This window comes from Azospirillum sp. TSO5, assembly GCF_003116065.1.
Classification (GTDB): domain Bacteria; phylum Pseudomonadota; class Alphaproteobacteria; order Azospirillales; family Azospirillaceae; genus Azospirillum.
The window spans coordinates 1-1295 of the sequence record NZ_LGQY01000181.1 but is presented as its reverse complement, the minus strand read 5'-3'; the positions used below and the strand labels follow the sequence as shown (position 1 = coordinate 1295).

The window sequence follows — 1295 nt, the reverse complement described above, 5'->3', positions numbered from 1 at the left end:
GCCAGCGCGATGGCGGTGTCTTCGTTGCCGGACGCGGCGGTGACGCTGAGGGTCGGGGTGTCGGTCACCGGATCGACGGTGACGTGCAGGGTCTCGCTCTTGGTCGCTTCGGTGGCGACACCGTCCTTGGCGATGGCGGTGACGGTGAGAGTGAAGTCCACGTCGCTGTTCGCCGGCGGCGTGATCGTCAGGCCGGTCAGCTGGGCCGGGGTCAGAGTCCAGGTGCCATCGGCATTGTGGGTGCCGGCGCTGAGCGTCGCCCCGGACGGAACGCCGGCGATGGAGATCGTCAGCGCCTCCGACCCGTCTGTGTCGGTCAGCGCCGGGCTGATCGTCAGCGCGATGGCGGTGTCTTCGTCGCCACGGGCGCTGGTAACCGAGAGCGTCGGGGTATCTGTCACCGGATCGACGGTGACGCGCAGGGTCTCGCTCTTGGTCGCTTCGGTGGCGACGCCGTCCTTGGCGATGGCGGTGACGGTGAGAGTGAAGTCCACGTCGCTGTTCGACGGCGGCGTGATGGTCAGGCCGGTCAGCTGCGCCGGCGTCAGTGTCCAGGTCCCGTCGGCGTTGTGCGTGCCGGCGCTCAGGATCGCCCCGGTCGGAACGCCGGCAATGACAATGCTCAGCGCTTCCGAGCCGTCGGTATCGGTCAGCGCCGGGCTGATCGTCAGCGCGATGGCGGTGTCTTCGTTGCCGCGCGCAGAAGTGACGCTCAGCGTCGGGGTATCCGTCACCGGATCGACGGTAACGTGCAGGGTCTCGCTCTTGGTCGCCTCAATGGCCACACCGTCCTTGGCGATGGCGGTCACCGTCAGGTCGAAATCGACGTCGCTGTTCGACGGCGGCGTGATTGTCAGACCGCTCAACTGGGCCGGAGTCAGAGTCCAGGTGCCATCGGCATTGTGGGTGCCGGCGCTGAGCATTGCTCCGGTAGGAACGCCGGAGATGACGATGCTCAGCGCCTCCGAGCCGTCGGTGTCGGTCAGCGCCGGGTTGATCGTCAGAGCGATGGCGGTGTCTTCGCTGCCACGGGCGCTGGTGACGGTCAGCGTCGGGGTGTCGGTCACCGGATCGACGGTGACGTGCAGGGTTTCGCTCTTGGTGGCTTCGGCGGCGACACCGTCCTTGGCGATGGCGGTCACCGTCAGGTCGAAATCAACGTCGCTGTTCGACGGCGGGGTGATGGTCAGCCCGGTCAGCTGGGCCGGAGTCAGAGTCCAGGTGCCGTCGGCATTGTGCGTGCCGGCGCTGAGGGTCGCGCCGGTGGGAACGCCGGCAATGACGATGCTCAGCGC

Annotated in this window: 1 protein-coding gene; it reads right to left on the bottom strand. The window is 67.6% G+C overall.

The window, feature by feature from the left end; genetic code table 11:
* A partial coding sequence (locus TSO5_RS31700) for a hypothetical protein (protein ID WP_199231078.1) occupies positions 1 to 1295 on the bottom strand: 1295 nt, incomplete at both ends.